The sequence below is a fragment of the Mesorhizobium sp. LSHC412B00 genome (assembly GCF_000503035.1).
Taxonomy (GTDB): Bacteria; Pseudomonadota; Alphaproteobacteria; order Rhizobiales; family Rhizobiaceae; genus Mesorhizobium.
The window spans coordinates 77,089-99,431 of record NZ_AYWB01000013.1 but is presented as its reverse complement, the minus strand read 5'-3'; the positions used below and the strand labels follow the sequence as shown (position 1 = coordinate 99,431).

The 22,343-nt window shown below is 64.4% G+C and carries 17 protein-coding genes and 1 pseudogene; 2 read left to right on the top strand and 16 right to left on the bottom strand.

Annotation, left to right across the window (positions count from 1 at the left end; all coding sequences use genetic code 11):
• Nucleotides 1-152 precede the first annotated feature (152 nt).
• From X757_RS143380 to X757_RS143445, 16 genes are all read right to left on the bottom strand, one after another.
• Nucleotides 153-1,229, bottom strand: a complete 1,077-nt coding sequence (locus X757_RS143380) for a substrate-binding domain-containing protein (RefSeq protein ID WP_023727075.1) — start codon at nt 1,227-1,229, stop codon at nt 153-155.
• A 120-nt stretch (nt 1,230-1,349) separates the two neighbouring features.
• On the bottom strand, nt 1,350-2,402 hold the full coding sequence (locus X757_RS143385; protein WP_023727074.1) for an ABC transporter permease: 1,053 nt from the start codon (nt 2,400-2,402) through the stop codon (nt 1,350-1,352).
• Nucleotides 2,402-3,919, bottom strand: coding sequence for a sugar ABC transporter ATP-binding protein (locus tag X757_RS143390; RefSeq protein ID WP_023727073.1), 1,518 nt, complete (start codon nt 3,917-3,919; stop codon nt 2,402-2,404). The genes X757_RS143385 and X757_RS143390 overlap by 1 nt, the downstream gene beginning before the upstream one ends.
• Nucleotides 3,916-4,914 carry a LacI family DNA-binding transcriptional regulator gene (locus X757_RS143395; protein WP_023735418.1) on the bottom strand — a complete coding sequence of 333 codons (999 nt, stop codon included), beginning with the start codon at nt 4,912-4,914 and terminating at the stop codon, nt 3,916-3,918. The genes X757_RS143390 and X757_RS143395 overlap by 4 nt, the downstream gene beginning before the upstream one ends.
• A 265-nt stretch (nt 4,915-5,179) precedes the next feature.
• Nucleotides 5,180-5,644, bottom strand: coding sequence for a GFA family protein (locus tag X757_RS143400; RefSeq protein ID WP_023727072.1), 465 nt, complete (start codon nt 5,642-5,644; stop codon nt 5,180-5,182).
• Between the two features lie 31 nt (nt 5,645-5,675).
• On the bottom strand, nt 5,676-6,212 hold the full coding sequence (locus X757_RS143405; RefSeq protein WP_023727071.1) for an isochorismatase family protein: 537 nt from the start codon (nt 6,210-6,212) through the stop codon (nt 5,676-5,678).
• Nucleotides 6,213-6,292: 80 nt separating this feature from the next.
• Nucleotides 6,293-8,302, bottom strand: a complete 2,010-nt coding sequence (locus X757_RS143410; protein WP_031251450.1) for an amidase — start codon at nt 8,300-8,302, stop codon at nt 6,293-6,295.
• A 99-nt stretch (nt 8,303-8,401) separates the two neighbouring features.
• Nucleotides 8,402-10,432 carry an SEL1-like repeat protein gene (locus X757_RS143415; RefSeq protein ID WP_156933464.1) on the bottom strand — a complete coding sequence of 677 codons (2,031 nt, stop codon included), beginning with the start codon at nt 10,430-10,432 and terminating at the stop codon, nt 8,402-8,404.
• Nucleotides 10,433-10,512: 80 nt separating this feature from the next.
• Nucleotides 10,513-11,730 carry a WD40 repeat domain-containing protein gene (locus X757_RS01000000165105; RefSeq protein WP_245275088.1) on the bottom strand — a complete coding sequence of 406 codons (1,218 nt, stop codon included), beginning with the start codon at nt 11,728-11,730 and terminating at the stop codon, nt 10,513-10,515.
• A gap of 1 nt (nt 11,731) precedes the next feature.
• Complete coding sequence (locus X757_RS1000000169075; RefSeq protein ID WP_023727067.1) at nt 11,732-12,121, bottom strand: hypothetical protein; 390 nt, start codon at nt 12,119-12,121, stop codon at nt 11,732-11,734.
• 106 nt (nt 12,122-12,227) lie between these two features.
• Nucleotides 12,228-12,998 (bottom strand): exodeoxyribonuclease III, encoded by a 771-nt coding sequence (locus X757_RS143420; RefSeq protein WP_023727066.1) that lies wholly within the window; start codon nt 12,996-12,998, stop codon nt 12,228-12,230.
• Nucleotides 12,999-13,005: 7 nt separating this feature from the next.
• Nucleotides 13,006-13,650, bottom strand: a complete 645-nt coding sequence (locus X757_RS143425) for an alpha/beta family hydrolase (RefSeq protein WP_023727065.1) — start codon at nt 13,648-13,650, stop codon at nt 13,006-13,008.
• Between the two features lie 212 nt (nt 13,651-13,862).
• Entirely contained in the window at nt 13,863-14,984 is a 1,122-nt protein-coding gene (locus X757_RS143430) for a tetratricopeptide repeat protein (protein ID WP_023727064.1), read from the bottom strand.
• Nucleotides 14,981-15,886, bottom strand: coding sequence for a Ku protein (locus X757_RS143435; RefSeq protein WP_023712534.1), 906 nt, complete (start codon nt 15,884-15,886; stop codon nt 14,981-14,983). Before X757_RS143435 ends, X757_RS143430 begins: the two co-directional genes overlap by 4 nt.
• Nucleotides 15,887-16,334: 448 nt before the next feature.
• The gene (gene ligD / locus X757_RS143440) at nt 16,335-18,827 is read right to left on the bottom strand and encodes a DNA ligase D (RefSeq protein WP_023727063.1); all 2,493 of its coding nucleotides are present in this window, start codon (nt 18,825-18,827) and stop codon (nt 16,335-16,337) included.
• Nucleotides 18,828-19,084: 257 nt separating this feature from the next.
• Entirely contained in the window at nt 19,085-19,309 is a 225-nt protein-coding gene (locus X757_RS143445; RefSeq protein WP_023727062.1) for a hypothetical protein, read from the bottom strand.
• Between the two features lie 591 nt (nt 19,310-19,900).
• Between X757_RS143445 and X757_RS08015 the strand changes: the two are divergent.
• A pseudogene (locus X757_RS08015) lies at nt 19,901-20,906 on the top strand (aldo/keto reductase).
• Between the two features lie 406 nt (nt 20,907-21,312).
• Nucleotides 21,313-22,260: a substrate-binding domain-containing protein gene (locus tag X757_RS143450; RefSeq protein ID WP_023673481.1), complete on the top strand. Its 948-nt coding sequence runs from the start codon at nt 21,313-21,315 to the stop codon at nt 22,258-22,260.
• Nucleotides 22,261-22,343 lie beyond the last annotated feature (83 nt).

Sequence of the window (22,343 nt, the reverse complement as noted above, 5' to 3'; positions counted from 1 at the left end):
TGACACCAACTGTGACCGCTTTTGGCGGGCGGCCGGGATGACTTCGATGACCGAGATGAGGCGCGAAGCGGCCGTTCCCATACGTTGCCGCAATGCAACAAGGCCCCTCGGGGCCTTGCGCATCACCTCAATAGACGCGCTCTGCCCGCCCCTCACTTCCCCATCAGCTGCTTGGCATTCTCGGCCGTGATCGCGGTGGTCTCCACCGTCACCGTCTTGTCCACCTCGGTGGCGCAGTCGAGCAGGATCTTTTTCGACATCTCGATCGCTTCCTTGGCGCCTGTCGGGTAGGTGAAGGTTGCGACCCAGTCGCCCTTGGCGACGGCCTCGATGCCGCCGGCCGGGCCCGGCAGGCCGTCGGTGCCGATGATCTTGACGTCCTTGCCTGCACCCTTGGCGGCGAGCAGCGCGCCGGCGGCCATCATGTCGTTGGAGGCGTAGAGCACCTTTATGTCGGGGTGCGCCTGCAGCATGGCGGCGAAGGCGACCTGCGCTTTGTCCGGCACCCAGTCGGCGGCCTGCTCGGCGACGATCTGGACCTTCGGGTTGCCTTTCACGCCTTCCTTGAAGCCGTTGAGGCGCTCGACGGCCGGCGTCGAGCTCGGCAGGCCTTGCAGCACCGCCGCCTCGCCGCCATCGGGCAGCAGCGTCTTGGCGGTGTATTTGCCGGCTTCCTCGGCGATCTTGAAATTGTCGCCGCCGATGAAGGCGGTGTAGTCCTTGCCGGGGTCGCCCACCGTCTTGCNACGTGTGCTCTTCCGATCTTCCTCGGCGATCTTGAAATTGTCGCCGCCGATGAAGGCGGTGTAGTCCTTGCCGGGGTCGCCCACCGTCTTGCGGTCAAGCTCGATGACCGGGATGCCGGCATCCATGGCGCGCTTCACCGCCGGAGTCAGCGGCGCCGCCTCGAAGGGCGAGATCAAAAGGATATCGACCTTCTGGGTGATGAAATTGTCGACCTGCGAGGTCTGCGTGTTGACGTTGCCGGCGCCGTCGGCGATCTGCAGCGTGAAGCCAGGTACTTCCTTGGCCGCCGCCTCCAGCTCGTCATTGACGTGCTGGCGGTAGGGCTCGGCATTGTTGGCCTGCGAAAAACCGATGACGAACTGGCCGTCCTTGGCGCAGGCTTTCACCAGCGGCTCGGCGGCGTAAGCGGAGCCTGCAATGCACAGGCCCGCGCCGGCCAGCAGCACGGCCTTGAGGGTCGATCCTCTTAGTGTCGTTTTCATAACTCACTCTCCTCCTCGTCCGGCCGGGGGGCCAGATCTTGGTTTGACGTTCACGTGTTGCCGTCTCCTCCTTGTTTGTTTGTGCATGTCGTCATCGCAAAACCTTTTGCGCGACATGCACTAACGACCCAACCCCTCGCGGCGGCGAACGAGGGATTGAAGCACTGCCGCCAGAACGATGATCGCGGCGGTCGCGAGCAGTTGCATGGCGGGCGTGATGTTGTTGAGCTGCAGGATGTTGGCGAGCGCGCCCAGCATGATGGTGCCGGCTACGGTGCCGACCATCGAGCCGGCGCCGCCGAACAGGCTGGTGCCGCCGATGACCACGGCGGCTATGGCCGTCAGCTCATAGCCCATGCCGTCATTGGCGCTGCCGAAATTGAACTGGCCGGCATGGACGATGCCGGCAAGGGCGGCGGCAAAGCCGGTGATGGCGTAGACCGAGATTTTCACCATCGACACCGGCACGCCGGATATGCGCGCGGCGCGCTCATTGCCGCCGACGGCAAAGACATAGCGGCCAAAGCGCGTGGTGTTGAGCACGATGGTGGCGATCGCGGCAAAGACGACGAAGACGAGCGTTGCCACCGGCACGGTGTTGTTGAACAGCCGCTCGCCCAGCACGGCGAACACCGGCGGCGCCAGGCCCGGCCCTTCGCCATAGGAAATGTTGATGTACTGGTTGCCGGAGACGACCAGCGCCAAGCCGCGCGCGGCCTGCAGGCCAGCCAGCGTGACGATGAACGGTTCCAGCCTGAAACGCGTCGAGATGGTGCCCTGTATGGCGCCGAAAACGATGCCCAAAGCGAGCACGGCGAGGATGGTGGGGATCAGGCCGAAGCCGCCGGAGATCATCATAGAGGCCGTGACGACGCTGGACAGGCCAAGCACCGCGCCGACCGACAGGTCGATGCCGGCGGTGATGATGACGAAGGTCATGCCGATGGCGATGATGCCGGTCTCCGACACGGCGCGCACGATGTTGGCGATGTTGTCGGGGTTGAGGAACAGGATCTCGCCATGGCGGCGCGGCGAGAAGATGATGCCGCCGATCGCCACCAGCACCAGGCCGATCAGGCTCTGGAAGCGCACGATGAGCGCCAGCGGGTCGCGATGTTTTTGAGGCGCCGCCATCACCGGGCTCGCTGCCGCTGGATTGTTGTCCTGAGACATCAGGCCTCCCTGCCGTTAGCCGCGGCCAGCACCGTGTGCTCGTCGACGCCGCCCAAGAATTCCGCCACATTGCGCCCCTGGCGCAGCACCACGATGCGGTCGCACAGACCGATCAGCTCCGGCATCTCGCTGGACGCCACCAGAATGCCCAGCCCTTGCGCCGCGAGTGCCCTGAGCCGCTGGTAGATCTCGCCCTTGGCGCCGACATCGACGCCGCGCGTCGGCTCGTCGAGCAGAAGCAGCCTGGGGTTGCCGAGGATTTCTTTTGCCAGCACCACCTTCTGCTGGTTGCCGCCGGACAGTGCGCCGACGGCGATATCAGGGTTCTTCGGCCGGATGTCGAACTGACCGAAGGATTCCTTCACCGCCTCGGCCTGGCGGCGCGGCGAGACCAGCCAGTTCGGCGATATCCTTGAGATGACCGACATCACCAGATTGAGGCCGACGGCCATGCGCAGCATCAGGCCCGAGCCCCTGCGGTCGTCGGTGACGAAGGCGATGCCGGCGTGGCGGGCAGCGCTGATCGAATCCAGTTTTACCGGCTTGCCCGATATGGCGACCTCGCCCTCCCAGCGGCCCGACAGGCCGGTGCCGTAGAGGGCGGACAGCAGCTCGGTGCGCCCTGCCCCCATGATGCCGGCAAGACCGACGATCTCGCCTTCATGGACATCGAGCGAAACGCCTTGCGGCGCCTGCCAGCCGGCGCTGTCGCGGGCGAGTTTGAAGCTGGCGTTCCTCAGGCTGAGCAGCGGCTTGCCCGCGGCCTTGGCGCGTTGCGGATAGAGTTCGTCGAGCGGACGTCCGACCAGCAGCCTGACCAGCTCGGCCTGCGGCGCGTGCGGCTCGGTGATGCCGGCGACACGGCCGTCGCGCATTACCGTCACCCGGTCGGCAATCCCTGGCACTTCCTCCAGCCGATGCGAGATATAGACGATGCCGACGCCGGTGGCTGCGAGTTTTCTCATGATGTCGAACAGCCGCTCGACTTCGCCGACGGTAAGCGCCGCCGTCGGCTCGTCCATGATCAGCACGCGCGAGGCGTAAGACAGCGCCTTGACGATCGCCACCACCTGGCGCTGGCCGATCGACAGGTCGGCGACCATGGCAGCCGGATCGATGGCGATCTCGATGGCTTCCAGCCGCTTCTTGGCCTCGCGGCGCATTGCCGGCACGTCGAGGAAGCCGCCCGGACGCATCAGTTCGCGGCCGAGGAACAGATTGGCGGCGACATCCAGCGACGGCACCAGGTCGAGCTCCTGGAAGATGGTGGCGATGCCGGCCGCTTGCGCCTCACGCGGGTTGTTGAAACGCACGGGTTTGCCGTCGATCTCGATCGTGCCTTCGTCCGGCGTGTAGACGCCCGACAGAAGGTTCATCAGCGTCGACTTGCCGGCGCCGTTCTCGCCGAGCAGCGCGTGGATCTCGCCCGCCTTGAGGTCGAAGTCGACACCGCGCAGCGCCTGCACGCCGCCGAAGCGTTTGACGGCGCCCGTCATCACCAGAAGCGGCGCCTTCATTTCGGCCTCCCGCAGGAGGCGCGCGCCCGCAGCGTCGCCTGCAGCCGCACCGAACGTGGCTCTGAACCGGTCGCCGCGATGCGGGCGCTGAGCAGGGCTGCCGCCTGCCTGCCTATCTCGGTGCAGGGCTGCGCGACCAGCGTCAGGCGCGGTTCGAAACAATCGGCCCATTCGAAATCGTCGAAGCCGGCCAGCGACAGATCGCCCGGAATGGTGAGGCCTTTTTCGCGGATGGCGCGGACGGCTCCGATCGTCGTCATGTTGTTGCCGGTGACCAGTGCGGTTGGTGGCGACGGCAGCGACAGGATGGCGTGGGTGGATGCGGTCGCCGCCGCCGTGTCGACATTCTCGGCCGAGAGATAGTGCGGCACGCTTTCAAGTCCATTGGCGGCGAGCGAAGCCTGGAACGCCTCGATGCGCTCGCGCGTCGTCGTCAGGCCGGGCTGTCCGGCGATATAGCCGATGCGCTTGTGGCCGAAGGAGGCGACATGGTCGATCAGCGCGCGCATCGACGTTTCGTTCTCGACGCCGATCTGATCGAAGCGCTCGTCGGCGAAACGGTCGATCAGAACGCATGGCATCTTCTTGTCGGCGAGATAGTCGATGGCCCGCTGCGGCGAGCCCGACGGCGCCAGGATGACGCCGTCGACGCGGCGCTGATGAAAAGCGCGCACCACCTGCAGTTCGCGGTCGGGATCTTCCTGGGTGTCCGACAGGAAGACCATCAGCCCGAGCCGCGCGCATTCGGCCTCGACCGCGCAGATGATGTCGGTGAAATAAGGGTTGGAGATCGCCGAGATCGCCAGGCCGACGCTGTTGGTGGTCGAGGCCTTCAGTGAGCGCGCCAGCTCGTTGGGCTGGTAGCCCATGGCGGCAATGGCGTCGTTGATCAGCCTCGCCTTTTCCAGCGAAACGAAGCGCGTGTTGTTGACGACATGCGAGACGGTCGACACCGACACACCGGCGCGCCGCGCCACTTCAGCCATTGTCGGCAAGACAAATAAGCGCCTGCAAGCGCTCCTCCCTATGCGTTTCCCGTCCGCTCTGATGGCGGATTTTGAGGGAGTTTAGGGCCATCGAAACGTTTGCGCAATCGATTCGATGCAAATTTTTAGCGGGGCTTATCTCCCCCCTCGAGGGGGAGATGTCGCCGAAGGCGACAGAGGGGGTCGCCGCGCGTGAAGCGCCAACCTTCCATCTGCAGCAAGGACGTCGAGCCCAGTCGCACCGACCCCCTCTGGCCTGCTGGCCATCTCCCCCTCAAGGGGGGAGATTCGCAGTTTCAGCAAACTCGGCCACCAGCCCCTCATACGCCTCGAAGGCCGGCAGCGCCTCGTAACTATGCACCGCAGGCGTCGTCGCCCAGGGGAGTTTCTCGCTGGTCCATGTCTCGATGAACGGCGTGAACCAGCCGGGTTCATCAAGCATGGTCGGACGGAGATTGACGAACCAGTCGAGCTCTTCGGGCTGGGTGAACATCCAGCTCATGCAATGCGGGCAGAAGTAATGACGCGAGGCGCCGTGCAGCCCGCCGATCACCGGCTCGCCCTTCGTGATTTCGAACCCGTCCGAGGGAATGGCGGCGCTCAGAGAATAGGCGCTGGCCGACATGGTCTGGCAGCCGGTGCAATGACAAGCCATGGTCAAAAGCGGCTTTGCGGAAATCTTGAGCCGCACGCGTCCGCAGCGGCATCCGCCTTCGGCCGGCAATTTCAGGGTTGGCACGGCAGTCTCCCACTCTTCGAAGCGCGGTGCTTCAGTCGCCGGTCAGCGCCTTCGTCGTCACCAGCGTGACGCCGGCATCGGTGAAGTCCGCATTGTACCGGGCGATGATCTCGGTCGCGGTTTCGCCTTCAGTGTCCAGCGTCGAGTGCGCATCGGAAACGACAGTGACTCCGAAGCCTTCGGCCAGGGCGCCCTCAACGGTGCCGGCGATGCAGAAATCGGTTTGCGCTCCGGCAAGCACGACTTCGCCGGCCCCTTGCCCGGCCACCCAGGCGCCAAGCTCGGCATTCGAGAATGCGTTGCGGACGGTCTTGGAGAATGTCGGCTCGTCCTTGGCCTGGCCGAGTTCCGGCCATACCGGCCAACCCGGCTCGCCCGGCGCCAGCGGATCGCCGGCCGGCCCGTCATGCCGCACGAACGCGATTTTTCGCCCGCTGCGCCGTGCCCAGTCGATCAATGAGCGTGTGCGCTTGGCGATGCCTGGTGCATCATGGATCGGCGGCTCGACGCGCCCGTCGAACATGTTGGTCTGGAGATCGATGACGACGAGGGGAGCGAGGTTTGACATGGCGCGAAGATAACGCGGGCGATGGGAGGGTCAAGACGGCGAAGCTGCTGATCTCCCCCTTGGGGAGATTACCTGTACCCTCACCCGATTCCGCCGGTAACCACGTAAGCACCAGCCGTGCGTCCATCCTCCAGCCGCATGACGGCCGTAACGATCGAGCCGTAAGCGCCTCGCCACACACTGTGCATTCTTTCATGCTCGCCGGCCGGCACCAGGATGCGGCCGTGAAAGCTTGTGCCGCTGCGCCGCAGAGCGACCGGTTCGCCATTGACGTGAACCTTGACGCCAGCGGTCTCCGCATCGAGTTCAACCGTCACGGCGATCTCGGCCTGGTCTCCTCGCCGCATCGTCTCGGCAACAAGCGTAAGCCTCGGCGCCGGCGCATCGCTGGCCCGCAATCCACCAGGCCGCCCCGCAAAGACATCGTCCGGCAGTTCCGGCGTGCGCGGCGGGGCCGTGCGGCCTTGGGTGGCGCGCTCGTAGTCGCCGGCGAGGCGCAGCAATTCCACATCACCATAAGCCTTGCCCGCAAAGGTCAACCCGACCGGCATGCCGATATCGGCCATCGTTCCCATCGGCACGGTGACGGTCGGGATGCCAAGATGACGCCACACCAGATTGCCATTGGCAACCCAGGTGCCGTTGCGCCAGGCGATTTCTGCAGAGGTCTGGTTGACGTCGGCATCGGCCGGGCCGACATCGGCGACCGCCGGCAGCACGACGGCGTCGAGCCTGTGCTCGTCCAGCCAGTCCTCGAAGTCGATGCGCCGCGTCGCCTCCAATCCCTTCAGACCTTCCGCCAGCGTTGGGATATCCAGCAATGGCATCACGCCCTGCTTGGCGCTCGTGACGTAGTCGGCCAGATCGAAACCGTCGTCGCCATAGCGGTCCGGCAGCGCGCCCGGCGGCTGCGGGAAAATCTTTGGGCCGTCGACCGCAGCCAGATCGGGGATCGCCGGATCGGCATTTGCGCGCAGAAAATCGTCCCAGCCCCAGATGCAGAGATCCCAGATTTCGCGCTCTGCGAAGGCTTCCGGCACCAGCCCGCGTTCGACCATGGTTTTTGTGCCCGGACGGTCGCGCTCATAGTTCGAGACGACGGGGAAATCGACCTCGACCACCTCCGCGCCGAGCTTTTCCAGATCACGCGCCGCCTGCCGCCAGAGGTCGAGCACCGAGGCGCGGGTCTCGATGGGTTTGGGCGCGCCGCCGTCGCGGCCGATATACATTTTCGGCACGCCGAGGCGTTTGCCTTGTAATGAGCCTTGCAGTTGGAGCGCAGTGTAGCTTGGCGGCCTGAGAGCAGCGCTCTTCGCGATCGACACCCAGGGCTGCACACGCCAGAAATCGCCGCGCGTCTCGGCATCGTCGGCGACGATCACGTCGAGCAGTTCCAGCATGTCGGCAATGCCGCGCGTGTGCGGCACCACCACATCCATGGTCGGCACCAGCGGCCAGTTGCCCCTGACCGAAATGACGCCGCGCGACGGCGTGTAGGCGACAAGTGCATTGTTGGACGCCGGCGCGCGGCCGGAAGACCATGTCTCCTCGCCCAGCCCGAAAGCGGCAAAGCTCGCAGCGGTCGCGGTGCCGGAACCGTTGGACGAGCCGGAAGCGAAGGCGGCGGTCAGGTAATCTGCATTGTAGGGGCTCTCGGCGCGGCCATAGACGCCACGCTGCATGCCGCCATTGGCCATAGGCGGCATATTGGTCAGCCCGATCAGCACAGCACCACCGGCCCTCAGCCTGGCAATGGTGAAAGCGTCCTCGTTGGCGACGAGATGCTCGAAGGCGGGCGAGCCGGCGGCCACCGTCAGGCCCTTCACCTTATAGCTGTCCTTGGCGGTGTAGGGGATGCCGTCGAGCGGCCCGAGGGTGGCGCCATTGCGCCGCCGCAGGTCGGACGCCGCCGCCTCCTCGAACATTGCCGGGTTAAGCACCGGCACGGCATTGAGCGCAATGCCATGGCGGTCGTAGTGCGCGATGCGCCTGAAATACGCGCCGACCAGCTCGACGCTGGTGACGGTGCCGGCCTCCAGCGCGCGGCGCAGGTCGGCGATCGAGGCTTCGACGGGCTGGAGGTTGGGCATGGGGTTCTCGAGATGCAGCGGCAAATGAGTCTTCGCATCGTGCGATGCGAGTGTCACGCCGCAAACGAAAGGCGTGACGGCGACGCTTATGCACTCGGCTCACAGCATCTTGCTGTCGAGCTGGCCGTTTTCCTTCATCAGGTCGAGATAGGTCTTGGCTCCGGAACTGCCGTGGCCTGCCGCCTTGAAGAACCATTTGGCGGCTTCCTTGTAGTTTGGTTTCCCATCGACGCCGCGGTAGTAGAGCGAGCCCAGACTGAACTCGGCATCGACGCTGCCGGCCTTTGCGGCTTCCAGCCACCAGGACTCGGCAGCCTTGTCGTCTCTGGCAATGCCCACGCCGTTGGCCGAGGCATACGCTAAGGCTAGCTGGGCATCGACATTTCCCTGCCGCGCCGCCTTGAGCCACCAGCCCGCCGCATCCGCACTGCTTTGCGCAACGCCAACACCCTCGGAATAGGCTGTGCCGAGCGCTTTCTGCGCGAATGCATTGCTCTGGTCGGCGGCTTTGCGCCAGAGCCTTGCCGCCTGAACGGGGTCCTTCGTTACTCCCAGACCATCCCAATACAGTCCACCGAGAGCGAACTGCGCAAGGTCATTGTCCTTGTCGGCAGCCTTGCTCAGCCACTCGAATGCCTGCCTTTCATCCTTCCCGACGCCCTGCCCGTCCCGATACACGACCCCGACATTATACTGCGCTACCACATGGCCTTGGACAGCAGCCTTCATCCACCATCGGAAGGCCAGATCATTGTCTTGCGCAACGCCGCGGCCCTGGCTGTAGAGGATACCAAGCATATATTGAGCGTCGGCGTTTCGCCCGTCGGACGCCTTTTGCGCCCAAGTCGCGGCCAACGCATCGTCCCGTCCCACGCCTTCGCCCAGCGAATACGCCCGGGCCAGATTGGCACCGGCTTCGGCATTCCCCGCTTCCGCGGCCTTGCGCCACCAATAGACCGCCTGCCCGGCGCTCTTCTCGACGCCTTGGCCCATCGAATAATATCCGCCCAGATTCGACTGGGCGAACACAAAGCCCTGATTGGCGGCTTTGCTCATCCACGCAAACGCCTGGCCGTCGTCCCTAGGGGTACCTTTTCCCTGGCCATAAGCGGCCGCCACCGCGTATTGCGCTTCTGTCAGACCGGTGGTTGCGGCCTTCATCCACCACCCGAACGCAAGGCGGTCATCCTGCTCAACGCCGTGGCCCCGCGAGTACAACGTGCCCAGCAAAGCCTGGGCATTCGGCTCACCCAGATCGGCTGCCTTTTTCACCCACACTATGGCGGCCTGATCATCCTTCTTGACGCCTTGGTTAAGATAGTAGGCGCGTCCGAGACAGAAAGCGGCCTCCAGGCTTCCTTGGTCAGCCGCCTTGCGCCACCATGAGGCAGCCTGCTCGAAGCTTTGCGCAACACCCCGACCCTGCGCATACAGGACGCCGAGGGCGTACTGAGCATTCGCATTGCCCTTGTCGGCTGATTGCCTGGAAAACTTCAACGCCAGTTGATCGTTTCTTTCGACCCCTTGGCCATTTAAATAGACTTGGCCGAGAGAATATTCAGCCTCCCCGCTCCCCTGATCGGCCGCCTTGCGCCACCAATAGAGCGCCTGCTCATAACTTTGCGCGACCCCTTGGCCCTGCCAGTACAACACGCCGAGCTGGTACTGCCCATTCATGTTGTCTTTATCGGCGGCCTTTCGTGAGAAACTCTCGGCAAGCCGACTGTCCTTTTCAACGCCCCAGCCCATAAGGTAGGCCTGACCCAGTGCTGCTATGGCTTCCGCATTGCCGCCATCGGCGGATTTCTTCCACCAATACACCGCCTGGCTGTCGTTCTGAGCCACGCCCTCCCCGCGCCAGTACAGCGCACCAAGCTGGCCTTTTGCGTCAACATTGCCAGCGTCCGCCATGATCTTCATTTGACGGAATACCTCGGCATAATCCTTTGCCTGGAGAGCCGCTGCACCCTTTTGTGCCGCTGACCACTGCACATAGTAATTTCGGCCAGGACCGAGCAGCACAAAAGCCGCCAGCAACACCAGAACGACGGTAAGGACCCCTCGGCGACGCGACTTGGGCGGGCTGTAGACAGGTGTATCCACTTTGGGCGCCCAGTCGTTGTTGCTCACCGTCCCCAATCCATTTGCAGCCACCAGTAATCCATAGCGCAAGCCAGGCTGTTCTGGAATATCCAAAGCATTTGATGTCGCTACTGCGGTGCGCCGGCGAACAGGATTTCGCCATCGCCGCCAGCCGCCGGCCAATCCCTGATGGTGCGATCGTCGCCGCCGGTGACCAGTGTGCCGTCGGTGGCGAAGGCAACGGCGTAGATTGGGCCGGTGCGGCTGTCGAACATGGCGATCTGGTTTCCAGTGCCGAGATCCCACAGCCGCGCAGTGCCGTCGAGCGAGCCGGAGGCCAAGCGCTTGCCGTCGGCCGACAGCACCAGCGTATAGACGGTGCCTTCGTGACCCTCGAAGCGGCGCAATTCCCTAAACGTGTCGAGGTCCCAGAGCTTGATCGTGTAGTCGCCGCTGCCGGTGACGACATGATGGCCGTCGGCGGTGAAGACGGCGCCGTAAGTGCCCTGCTCGTGGCCGTGCCAGCTTCGCAATTGCTTGCCGCTTTCGACGTCCCAGAATTTCAGCGTGCCGTCGATGGAGCCGCTCAGCGCGCGCGTGCCGTCGGGCGAGATTGCGACCGTGCTGATCGGCCAGTCATGTCCGGTCATAACATGCAGCACCGATTTGTTGACGAGATCCCAGACGATGACGTTGCCGGTGTCGTGGCCACTGACGGCGCGCTTGCCGTCCGGGCTGATCGCCAGCTTACGCACGCCGCCATTCGCGCCCGACGAGAAGACATGCAGCACCGCGCCGTCGGCTAGCTTTCGCAGCACGATCTCGCCATCGTCGCCGGCGGTCAGCGCGGTTGCGCCGTCGGGCATGAACAGCGCCGTGCGCGCCATGTCCTTGTGTTCACCAAGGTTGCGGATCAGCCGCTTGCCGGCGATGTCCCAGAGCTTGATCATGTGGTCGGTGCTGGCGCTCATGACGTCGCGGCCATCGGCCGAGACGGCGAGCCAGACGACGGCGTCGCGGTGGCCGTCGGGCTCGGTCGGCAGCGCCGGCGGAGGCGGCGGCAACGGCGCGACGGTTTGCGGTGGCGTGGCCGGAGCCGGCGGTGGAGCAGTCTCCGGTGGCGGTGTCGCCGGAGCGAGTGCGACTTGTGGCGGCTGAGGGGGAGCAGCCGGAGGCGTAGGCTGCGCCGGCTCGGGCGGTTTGGCTGCCTGCACCGGCGGAGTTGGCTCGGGCGGCATGGTGACCTGCGGCGAACTCGGCGGGGCCGGTTGCGTCGCCAGGTCCGGCGGGACACCGTCGATGCCCTGGTCCTTCGGCTCGGCTTTGGGTTCGTTCGGGGCGGCCACCTCAGCGCCTGGGGCCGGCGTCACGCGCCCAAGGGAAGTGGTCGGCCAGCAGCGCCAACACGGCGAGCACCGGCAACATGAGGAAGGCGCGCCGCAGACCGGGGTGGCCCTTTGGGTCGATCTCGGCGTCGCGGCCAAAAAGCGGCGTTCCAGCAGGCTGGCTTCGCCGACCCGGCAGCAGTCCGGCCCAGAACAACAGGGCGCCAAGCAGGCAAAGCCCGCCGACGGTCAGGAACACCACCGGTCGCAGCGTGGCTGGGCCGTGCAGCATGTGATCGATCCCGCTCCAGCTGAAATCTCTGTCGCCGAGCAGCAGATACGCCCGCACCAGACAAGCCAAAGCGGCCGCCAGCAGCGGAAGCGCAAACAGCCTTTCGGCCAACCTGTCCATCGGACTCCCCCTCCGGTGCCGCACCTTGCTCATCATGCGGCCGCCGCAGCGAAACGAATAGTGCAAAACTGCGCCCACGAAAGTGGGCGCGATCACGCAGCCAAATTCACTTCAATTCGACCCATACCGGCGCGTGGTCGCTGGCGCCGTCCTCACCTCTGACATCGCGGTCGATGCCGGCAGCAGTGAGGCGGCGCGCCAGTTTCTTCGACAGCAAGATGTGGTCGAGCCGCAGCCCGGCATCGCGCGGCCAGCGGTTGCGGCGGTAGTCCCAGAATGTGTAGAGCGTTTCCTTCGGATGCTTCTTGCGCAGCGCATCGGTCCAGCCCTGCTCGAGCAGACGCTGGAATGACGCCCGGCTTTCCGGCTGCACCAGCGCGTTGTCGTCATAGGAGCGGGTGGCGTAGATGTCGCGCGGCTCGGGCACGATGTTGTAGTCGCCGACCAGCGCCACCGGCAGGCCGGTGTCGAACAGTTCTGCGGCATGCGCCTCCAGCCGCGCGTGCCACGCCAGCTTGTACTGGAATTTCGGCCCCGGCTGCGGGTTGCCGTTGGGCGCGTAGAGACAGGCGATGACGACGCCCGACACCGCCGCCTCGATGTAGCGGCTCTGCTTGTCGGCGGTATCGCCGGGCAGTTCGTCACGGGTCAGCACCGGCTCGGCTCCTCGCGCCAGTATGGCTACGCCGTTCCAGGTCGGCTCGCCCTTCCACACCGCGCCATAGCCGGCGTCGGCCAGTGCCGTGCGCGGAAACTGCAGGTCGCGCGCCTTCAGCTCCTGCAGGCAGACGACATCGGGCTTGGCTGCCGCCAGCCACGCCAGCAGGTTTTGCAGCCGGCTGTTGACGTTGTTGATATTGAAGGTGGCGATTTTCATTTGGCGATCAGGAAACGATCCGCCCTGTCCACGCCTTCACCGTCCCGGCCAGCGTCTTCAAATGATCGGCGGTCGAAAACCCCGACACGCTCTTGCGCGGCTTCAGGTCGTGGTCGCCATCCTCCAGCCAGATCACCTCGATGGCTTGGGAAAGGCCGTAGGTCGCGACCTCTTCTTTCGTGCCGAACTCGTCGCGGGTGCCCTGGAAGATCAGCGTCGGCGTCTTGAGGTCGGCGAGATGTTTTGTCCTGAGTTGCTCGGGCTTGGCCGGCGGATGAAAGGGATAGCCGAGGCAGACGAGGCCCGAAATCTCGCCCTTGGCGAACATCTCGTCGGCGACCATCGAGGCGACGCGCCCGCCCATCGACTTGCCGCCGATGATGAGCGGACCAGCGACGCCCCTCGCCCTCAGATCGGCGATGGCCTTGATGTATTCCGGGTTGACCGTTTCGGCGCGCGGTGGCGGCTTGCGCTGGCCATAGCGGCGGGCCGCCATATAGTGAAATTCGAAGCGCGCGACCTGGAAGCCGGCGGTGGCCAGCGCCTTGGCGGTGGCGGTCATCGAAGGCGAATCCATCGACGCGCCGGCGCCGTGGGCAAGCAGGATCGTGACGGGGGCGGTGTAATTGCCGTCGAAGAGGAAGGTGGTCATGGGGTGCGCTGCCGGTAAAGGCCGAGTTCCTTCGCGCCCCCCTCTGTCCTGCCGGACATCTCCCCCTCAAGGGGGGAGATTGGCAGTTTCAGCGCCTCACGGACCTCGCGACGATAGTGATTGGCGAAAGCGATGGCGACATCCAATCTCCCCCCTTGAGGGGGAGATGGCCGGCAGGCCAGAGGGGGGTGCTCAAGCGCTGCCATTGCGCCCTACCCCGCCGTCCGCGTCATCTGCAAATCGACGAACTGTATCCCCCGGGCCGCCATGCGAGCCCATTCGCTATCCGCATCAAGTTCGAGATAGCGCATCCAGTTCCGCCGCGCCTCCAATAGATTCCCGGCGTCGAATTCCAGTCGGGCGAGGTTGAACACTGGATCGGCATAAGTCCTGTCGAGCGTGATCGCCTTTTGCAGATGGCGGCGCGCAGAAGGCACTTTGCCCTGCTCACTCATCAGGCCGGCGAGGTTGAACCACGCCTCGACGAATGCGGGATCGAGCTTGATCGCGCGGGCATAGTCGTGCGCGGCCTCGGCTGCACGGCCGGCGCCGCGCAGGCAGTTGGCGCGGTTGAAGGCGGCGATGGCGTCGCTCGGATCGATGGCAAGGCAGCGCTGGTAAAGGGCCGCCGCCTGCTCGTGATCGCCCTGCTCTTCCGCGCTTTCCGCCTCGGCGAACAGGTCCTCCAGCGTGTCGTCGCCGGCTGCACTGCCGAGATCGAACAGCAGCTGGCCGTCGAGTTCGCTCTGGCCGCCTTCGAGATAGATCGCATCGGGCCTGCCATGCTGCGAGCCGACATTGAGCGATTTGGCGGTGAGCGAGGCGACCGGGCCGGAACGGTGGACCGAGCGCGCGATGGCGCCCCAGGATGCGCCGCCGGCGACCAGCCCGGCATATTTGCGGGCAAGGATCAGATCGCGGAACGAGTAGGGTTCGCCATCATGCTCGAACGCATCGAACAGGCTGAGCAGGTCGAGGTCGGCGCCCGGCAGTTTTGACTGGTCGATGAGCGACTTCCTGGACAGCGAAGACGCCTCGGGCGCCTTAATCAGACCGAGCAGGCGCAGGAAGCCATTTTCGCTAAGGAGCGTGCGGCCGGCGGCTCGCTCGGCCGCGACACGGCGTTCGATCTCGGCATCACCGGCTTTCGCCAAGCCGGCCTTGGCAAGCAGCGTGCGCCCGAACACGACGTGCGTCGTGCGTCGGGTAACGCCGCGCCGCAGCTGGCCGTGCTGACGCTCCACCTCACGGGCCGCGAGCCGCAGCGGAAATGCCGCCAGCGCGCCGATGGCGCCGAAGACGGCGCCCGGGATTATACCGGTCGGCGCCGTCACCCCTTGCTCTTGCCGACGGCCTTGAGCAGATTGGCCTTTAACGGGTTTTCCTTGGCCGCACCCGCCTTAGCCTTGGCGGCAGGTTTTTCAGCGTCGTCGGCCTTGCTCTTCGACTTGGCCGGCGGCTTGGCAGATTGCGACAGGCTCGCCTTCAACGCATCCATGAGGTTGATGACATTGCCACGCTCGGGCGCCGCCGCAATGATCGGCTTATGGCCCTTCAGTTTCTCGCGGATCATCGTCATCAGCGCGATCTCGTAGCGGTCCTCATAATTCTTCGGATCGAAGGTGGTTTCCTTCTGCTTGATCAGCGCTTCGGCCAATTGCAGCATTTCGGGATCCGGCTTGCCAGCCGGGATGTTGCCGAAATATTCAGCCGTGCCGCGCACTTCGTTCGGGTTCCTCAACGTACACACGAACATGCCGTTCTCGCGCGCGCCGATCGTCACCACGCGCTCGCGGCTGGACAGGACAAGGCGGGCAATGGCCAGCTTGCCGGATTTGCGCATTGCCTCGCGCAGCACGGCGAAGGTTTCCTCCGCCATGGCGCCATCCGGCGCCATGTAGTACGGCGCATCCTGATAAATGACGTCGACCTCGTCTTCGTCGACGAAGGCCTCGATGTTCATCGTGTGATTGGATTCGATGCGCACTGCTTCGAGGTCGGCCTCATCGATGATGATGTACTGCTTGTCCTCGTATTCGTAACCCTTGACCAAGTCCGCGCGCTCGACGAGGCCGAGTTCAGGGTCGACCGGCTTCATGTTGATGCGGTTGTGGGTCTTCTTGTGCAATTGGTTGAACGATATGCGCTCGCTGGTCGTCGTTGCCGGATAGAGCCGGACCGGACAGCTGACGAGGCTGAGCTTGAGGTAACCTTTCCAACTTGCCCTGGGCGCCATGATACTCTCCTACGCGGCCATGCACTGACATTTCAGACTGAGCATGATCTTCTCCGAAAACCGGTTCCCACGTTTCGGGATCATGCTTACTGCAGCGCTTCGTCCAAAGGACGAATGGTGCTGCGGAAATCCTACACCGGCCCCAAACATACCGGCAAATTCCTGACGAAACCTTCCAGGTGAGCTGGAGGGCACCGACGGAGGATAATTCAAATTGTCCGCATGGTCGATGGACTTGGGGAAGTAAGTCATGCCGGAGGGACAGCACCCCCCTCTGTCCTGCCGGACATCTCCCCCGCAAGTGGGGAGATTGGCAGCTTCAACCTTATCGCTCCTCTTGCAAGGTTTGCGATTGGCGAAAGCAGAGGCGACATCCGATCTCCCCCCTTGCGGGGGAGATGTCCGGCAGGACAGAGGGGGGTGTGCCGGATCGCCAACACCTCCCGATCTACTTCCCCGAAAACAACGGCAAATCTCTTGCGAAATCCTCCATGTCCGCCCACGGATCGCCCGACGTCGCCAACAGCCCCGGCAAGGACGAATAGTTCAGATCCTGCGGCGTATCGATCGTCTCAAGGTCTGCCCAACTCACCGGCGTCGACGCCGGCAGGTTGGTGCGGGCGCGCAGCGAATAGGGGGCGGCGGAGGTGTGGCCGCGCGCGTTGCGGTGATAGTCGATGAAGATGCGGCGCCTGCGGTTTTCCTTGCCCATTGTGGTGGTGAAAGTGTCGGGCGCGGTGGCCGCCAAGTGCGTGGAGATGGCGCTGGTCGCCTGGTGCAGCTTCTTCCAGTTCTGCTTTTGCGTCACCGGCACGGTTATGTGGATGCCGCTGCCGCCGGATGTCTTGGCGAACGGCACCAGGCCGAACCGCTCCAATTCGCCCTTGATGTGGACGGCGGCCTCGACCACTTCGCGCCAGGCGATGCCCTCACCCGGATCGAGATCGAAAACGATCTGGTCGGGCTTGTCGAGGCTCAAGCGATGCGTGCCCCAGGTGTGGAACTCAACGACGCCGAACTGCGCGAGTGCCAGATAGCCTTTTGCTCCCTCGACCGACAGATAGGATTTGGTTTCACCTTCGGAGTTGGTGGCGTCAAAAGTGACCACCGACGGCGGCATGCCGGTGAAGGCGTGGCGCTGGAAGAAACAGTCCTTCGGCAGGCCCGTCGGGCAGCGCACCAGCGACACCGGGCGGCCCATGATATGCGGCAGCATGAAATCGCCGACCAGCGCGTAATAGACGGCGATGTCGAGTTTGGTCGGTCCGGTCTTGCCGAACAGCCGCCGCTCCGGATTGGTCACCCAGATGGTGGCGAGATCGGCTTCGGCGATCAGCCGCTTGCGCTTCGGCGACACCGGCGTCGACAGGCCGACATCGCGCAAGCCCCGAAACACACCGTGGCGCAGCGAATTGTCCGCCGTTCGGTTGGCGTAGTGGATGCGGGCCGACAGCATCGGCCGCACCCATTTCATCTCGCGCATGATCTCGCGCGGCACACCCTCGGGTGCTGTCGCGCCGTCGCGCAGCGGCTGCAGCCGGGCCAGCAAGTCGCCCGCCGTCGCGGCATCGAAGCCGGTGCCAACCTTGCCGCGATAGTGCAGTTCACCATCCGCGAATTCAGCCATGCCGATTGCCGCCAGTCCTTCGGCCGCGTCGGAAACGGTGTAGCCGGCGATGATGAAATCGCCGGTCTCCAGCGCCTTGACCTTGGTCCAGGTCTTGGTGCGGCCGCTCTGGTAGATGGCGTTGGCGCGCTTGGAGACGACGCCTTCCAGCCCAAGGATCGAGGCCTGATCGTAAAGCCCCTGCCCGTCGCCTTCGACATGGTCGCTCAGCTGGATGGCGGAATTGGCGCCCTGCCCGGCTAGCAGTTCGGCGAGCAAGGCCTTGCGTCTTGCGAGCGGCGCCTTGCGGAGGTCCCAGCCGTCGAGATGCAGCAGGTCGAAGGCATAGAAATGGAGCTTGCTGCCCGCACCCGCCGACAGCGCATCCTGCAGCAGCGCGAAACGCGAGATGCCCTTCTCGTCCAGCACCATGATCTCGCCGTCGATGATCGCCTGGCTGAGCGGTAGCCGGGAAAAGGCTTGCGGCAGGTCGCCGTAACGCTTCGTCCAGTCGATGCCGCCGCGGGTGATCAACCTGACCTCGCCATCTCCGACATGCGCCATGGTACGATAGCCGTCGAATTTTATTTCATGCAGCCAGAGTTCACCTGTGTCTTCCACCGGCCCGCCCGGCGGTTTCGGCACCTGCGTGGCGAGCTGCGGCTCGATGCGCGACGGCGGATCGCCCCTGACCGCACCGGACAACGCGCCGGGTTTCAGCGCGCCGGGCCTTGGCGGCAGGCGCGCCAGCTTGTTTGGCGGCGCCACCAGTTCCTCGATGCGCTTGCCGGACTTCACGCTTTCCGGCCGCGCTTCGAGGATATCGAGGCTGGTGTCGGAGGCGAGATCGCGCTCCTTGAACAGCAGCCAGTTCTTCATGTTCTCGTCCTCGCCCGGCTTCGGCTTCAGGCGAGTCAGCATCCAGCCGCCATTGAGTTTTTCGCCGGCCAGCCGAAACTTGAACGCGCCGGTGCGCAGACTCTTGTCGACATCGTCCATCGGCGCCCAGGTGCCGGTGTCCCAGACGATCATCGGACCGCCACCATATTCGCCTTCGGGAATGACGCCTTCGAAGTCGATATATTCGAGCGGATGGTCCTCGGTCTCGACCGCGAGGCGCTTGTCGGCCGGGTTGAGTGACGGCCCGCGCGGCACCGCCCAGCTTTTCAGCACGCCGCCGACCTGCAGGCGCAAATCGTAATGGTCGGCGGTGGCGTGATGCTTGTGGACGACGAAACGGTTGCCGTCGCCTGAAATGAGCCCGCCCGCCGGTTCCGGCGTCTTCGAAAATTCGCGCTTGGCGCGATAGGCCTTGAGCTTGGGCGGGTTTGGCATGGATCAGGTAGGAGCGGCGCTTTCCCAGCGCCGCATTCCGTCACACCCCCCTCTGTCCTGCCGGACATCTCCCCCGCAAGGAGGGAGATCGGATGTCGCTGATGCTTTCGCCAATCCCCACCGTCGCAAGAGAGGCGCCGTCGATGAAGCTGCCAATCTCCCCCCTTGCGGGGGAGATGTCCGGCAGGACAGAGGGGGGTGCTGTCCCGCCAACATTTCAGATTTCCCAGCACGGTGCGAAGGAACGAAGATCACGCTCAATCGTCAGCAGCCGGCATCAACTCAAGCTCGGCCGGCGACAGCCCCTGCTGCAGCTGGCTCAGCCGGAATTCGTCGACCCAGTAGGCCTCGCCGTCGACCAGCACGCGGGCCGAGTAGACGCCGCCGGAAAAGCTTTGCGCGGTGACGTACACCTTGTGGCGGTCGAGCGCCTTGCGCACCGCGGCGCGCTTGGAATTCTGGCTGGAAGTAGGACTGACCATGCAACGCTCATACACAACCGCCGCAGGACATAACGGCTATCTAAGGATGCTGGAGATCAGCTGCTCTGTCAATTTTGACTGCTTGCCGGCGTCAGGCGGCCTTCCGCTGTATCAGACTGGCCAGAACGGTCCGCATTCCTGAATACGATGGGCCGCCAACTTTCACGTCCCAATCTGTGTTGCGTTTCCGAGGGTGCTTCACCCTCCGCAACGCTGCGCGGAATGTGTCCGGGTCAACACCTACAGTTCGAGCCATATCTTCGGCGGTTGTGCGATTGGCGATCATGTCGTCTCCTATGCTTCCGCCAGGTATATAGGGCTTTTGCACAACTCGACCAAGGATTTAGGGTGTTTGCTCTAACTTCAAGCTGAGAAACCAGCTTTGTTCCGCAGCCAATTCGGGCGTGTCCTCACCGCGCAGCGATAGATCTTGGGCGCGTTGCCGGCGTGCTGCCGATGCAAGGCGGTGTGCGGCTGACGGGAACGCTGGGCGTGATGCCCTATGCGATCGATGCGGAATTCGCCGAACGGCTATGGAAACTATGCGAGCGGCTCCTATAATTCTGTCTGCCCTCCCGGAGATCACAGACTATGACCTTGAGCACCCGCAAACTCGGCAGCCAGGGGCTGCAGGTCTCAGTGATCGGCCTCGGCTGCATGGGCATGAGCCAAGTCCTATGGTCCGGCCGACGAAGCGGAATCGATCGCCACCTTGCACCGCGCCATCGAACTCGGCTGTACCTTCCTCGACACGGCGGAAGTCTACGGCGCCTATGCCAATGAAGAACTGCTCGGGCGGGCGCTGAAGGGCCGGCGCGATGAGGTGACCCTTGCCACCAAATTCGGCTTCCGCATCGAAAACGGCAGACAGGTCGGCACGGAGCGTGACAGCCGGCCCGACCATATCCGCGAGGCGCTGGAGGGCTCGCTGAAGCGGCTCGGCACCGACCATATCGACCTTTACTACCAGCATCGCGTCGATCCGGCGGTGCCGATGGAAGACGTCGCCGGCACGGTCGGCCGGCTGGTTGCCGATGGCAAGGTGCGCTTCTTCGGCCTGTCGGAAGCGGGCGCGGCGAATATCGGCCGTGCGCATGCCGTGCACCCTGTCTCGGCGCTGCAGAGCGAGTATTCGCTTTGGGAGCGCAATCTGGAGCCGGAGATCATCCCGCTGCTCAAAAAGCTCGGCATCGGCCTGGTGCCGTTCGCGCCGCTCGGCCGCGGTTTCCTCGCCGGCGACGTCAAGCGCGCCGAGGATTATCCGGAAGGCGATTTCCGCCGTGGCGACCCCCGCTACCAGGGCGCCAACTACGACGCTAATATCGCGGCTGCGGCTGCGGTGCAGGAGGTGGCCGCGGCCAAAGGGGCAAAGCCCGCACAGATCGCGCTGGCCTGGGTGCTCGGCAAGGGCGACGGTTTCGGCATTGACATCGTGCCGATCCCGGGGACAAAGCGGCGCAAGTATCTCGAAGAAAATGTTGCTGCGGCCGCGATCACGCTCGCGGCCGAGATAGCTGCGCTCGATGCAGCCCTTGCGCCGGGCAAGGTCTCAGGGCCGCGCTACAATGAGCGGGTGATGACGACGATCGACAGGTAGAGGCGTCTAAGCTGCCAATCTCCCCCCTCGTGGGGGAGATGCCTGGCAAGGCAGAGGGGGCGCGAAGGATCGCCCGCATCAAGTATTCTGCGTAGAGGTTAGCTCAAAGATGTAAGTGAAATTGGCCAATGTCGGCGGGACAGCGCCCCCCTCTGTCCTGCCGGACATCTCCCCCACAAGGGGGGAGATTAGCAGTTTCAGCCCCTCGCCTCACCTTGCGTAATCGATTTTCCTTGGCTAGCATCCTCGGGTCGGCGCCGTGCGGAGGAGAACGTTGCGGCGGACCGGCTGGAGCGCCTCGCGTCCCCTCGGGGCGTTCACAGGACACTCCATTTTTGAATTGACGCAAGGACCGTCCCGAGCCGCTCCCGGTTTCGGGCTCCTGCGTTCATGTGGAGGATATCTGATGAACAGACGCGAATTCCTGTTGTCGACCGTGGCGACCGGCGCCATGGCGCTGGCCGCGCCCATGGCCTTTGCCGCCGACAAATTGACCATATTGGGCTCGGTGCCCAATCTCGGCTTTCCGTTCTTTGTGCACATGCTGAACGAGATCAAGGCGGAGGCGCAGGCGCAAGGCGTCAATCTGACCGAGAGCGACGGCCAGAACTCGGCGCCGAAGCAGACCGCCGACATCGAGGCCGCACTTGTGCAGAAGGTCAACGCCATCGTGATTTCGCCGCTTGACGTCAACGCGCTGGCGCCGGCGATCGAGGAAGCGGTCAAGGCCGGGGTTCCCGTGGTCACTATCGACCGCCGCGTTGACGGCGTCGAGGGCATTCTGGCCCATGTCGGCGCCGACAATGTCAAGGGCGGCGAGGCCGAGGCGCAGGCCATGGTGGCGGCGTTCCCCAACGGCGCCAAGCTGTTCCATTTGCAGGGCCAGCCGGGTGCCGGGCCCGCGATCGACCGCAACAAAGGCGTCCACAATGTGCTCGATCCGCTCAAGGACAAGTACCAGATCATCTTCGAGCAGACCGCTAATTTCGCCCGCGCCGAAGCGCTGTCGGTGACCGAGGCCGGGCTTGCCGCCAACGGCAAGCCGGACGCCATCATCTGCGCCAATGACGACATGGCGCTCGGCGCGCTCGAAGCCTGTGCCGCGCGCAACTTCACCGACGTCAAGATCTACGGCTTCGACGCGCTGCCGGAAGCGCTGGTCGCCGTGCGCGACGGCAAGCTCGCCGGCACGGTCGAGCAGTTCCCCGGCGAACAGTCGCGCAAGGCGGTGCAGATCGCGGTCGCCTTCGCCAGGGACAAGACCGAGCCGAAGGAGAAGCTGGTGCTGTTGACGCCGATCGTCATCGGCAAGGACAATCTCGACAAGGCGGAGAGGTTGAACGAGACGAAGTGAGAGTAGGGCCCATGACGGGTGGAGGTCGCGCTCTGTCGCGCCCCCCTCTGTCCTGCCGGACATCGCCCCCACTTGGGGGGAGA

Excerpts from the sequence above, each read along its gene's own strand:
- X757_RS143385 (WP_023727074.1), bottom strand. The coding sequence starts at position 2,402 with ATGTCTCAGGACAACAATCCAGCGGCAGCGAGCCCGGTGATGGCGGCG.
- X757_RS143390 (WP_023727073.1), bottom strand. The coding sequence starts at position 3,919 with ATGAAGGCGCCGCTTCTGGTGATGACGGGCGCCGTCAAACGCTTCGGC.
- X757_RS143405 (WP_023727071.1), bottom strand. The coding sequence starts at position 6,212 with ATGTCAAACCTCGCTCCCCTCGTCGTCATCGATCTCCAGACCAACATG.
- X757_RS143410 (WP_031251450.1), bottom strand. The coding sequence starts at position 8,302 with ATGCCCAACCTCCAGCCCGTCGAAGCCTCGATCGCCGACCTGCGCCGC.
- X757_RS1000000169075 (WP_023727067.1), bottom strand. The coding sequence starts at position 12,121 with ATGGACAGGTTGGCCGAAAGGCTGTTTGCGCTTCCGCTGCTGGCGGCC.
- X757_RS143420 (WP_023727066.1), bottom strand. The coding sequence starts at position 12,998 with ATGAAAATCGCCACCTTCAATATCAACAACGTCAACAGCCGGCTGCAA.
- X757_RS143425 (WP_023727065.1), bottom strand. The coding sequence starts at position 13,650 with ATGACCACCTTCCTCTTCGACGGCAATTACACCGCCCCCGTCACGATC.
- X757_RS143435 (WP_023712534.1), bottom strand. The coding sequence starts at position 15,886 with ATGGCGCCCAGGGCAAGTTGGAAAGGTTACCTCAAGCTCAGCCTCGTC.
- ligD (WP_023727063.1), bottom strand. The coding sequence starts at position 18,827 with ATGCCAAACCCGCCCAAGCTCAAGGCCTATCGCGCCAAGCGCGAATTT.
- X757_RS143445 (WP_023727062.1), bottom strand. The coding sequence starts at position 19,309 with ATGGTCAGTCCTACTTCCAGCCAGAATTCCAAGCGCGCCGCGGTGCGC.
- X757_RS143450 (WP_023673481.1), top strand. The coding sequence starts at position 21,313 with ATGAACAGACGCGAATTCCTGTTGTCGACCGTGGCGACCGGCGCCATG.